This window comes from Photorhabdus sp. S10-54 (assembly GCF_963878145.1).
GTDB classification, from domain to species: domain Bacteria; phylum Pseudomonadota; class Gammaproteobacteria; order Enterobacterales; family Enterobacteriaceae; genus Photorhabdus; species Photorhabdus kayaii.
The window spans coordinates 1-864 of the sequence record NZ_CAWNXG010000156.1 but is presented as its reverse complement, the minus strand read 5'-3'; the positions used below and the strand labels follow the sequence as shown (position 1 = coordinate 864).

The following is an 864-nucleotide window of genomic DNA, read 5'->3' as shown; positions in this document are numbered from 1 at the left end:
GGATTCACCTTCTTTCTGGATAACCCGCTGGCGTTAAGCGACCTGTTCTATCTCTCCGGTGGGCGCGATATTCACGCGTCTGCCGGGAAAGGCAGCCAAAACGACACGCTCTATTATTCGCTGCCCTTCGGCTACTGGATGGCGAGCGTGACGGCCAGTCATTACGATTATATGCAGACCATCGCCGGGCTGAATCAGGCGATCCAATACCGGGGCAAAAGCCAAAATCTGGCGGTCCAGATCAGTCGGGTTTTACACCGCAACGCCGACCAGAAAACCCTGCTCAACAGTGAAATTTATCGCCGGGCGTCCCGCAATTTTATTGACCACACCGAAATCGATGTTCAGCGCCGGGAAACCGCAGGCTGGAAGCTGGGGCTGTCTCATCATCACACTATCGGCAACGCCACTCTCGATACCAAAGTCACTTATCAACAGGGCATGCGCTGGTTTGGCGCGCAACCGGCACCGGAAGAGTACCGCAATGAGGGGACGGCTTTACCCAAAATCACCCAGTTCTCGGCGACGCTGGCCGGGCCGGTAACGCTGTTTTCTCAACCCTTCTCTTATCAAACCCAGTATCTGCGCCAGATAAGCGCCAGCCCATTGACGCCTCAGGATCGCTTTTCAATTGGCGGCCGCTGGACGGTGCGCGGCTTTGATGGCGAGTTGACCTTATCCGCTGATCGGGGTTGGTACAGCCGGAACGAACTGGACTGGCAAACCCCGCTACGCGGGCAATCGCTGTATCTGGGGATCGATTATGGCGAAGTGGGCGGACGGGGCAGTGACGCGCTGCTTGGAAAACACCTGGCGGGGAGTGCTCTGGGCTGGCGAGGCAGCCTGAAAGGGGTGAGCTACGAC

The 864-nt window shown here is 57.6% G+C and carries 1 protein-coding gene; it reads left to right on the top strand.

Going from position 1 to position 864, the window contains the following annotated elements; all coding sequences use genetic code 11:
- Nucleotides 1-864, top strand: an 864-nt coding sequence (locus AACQ83_RS24265) for a ShlB/FhaC/HecB family hemolysin secretion/activation protein (protein WP_146748317.1), incomplete at both ends; no start/stop codon positions are given.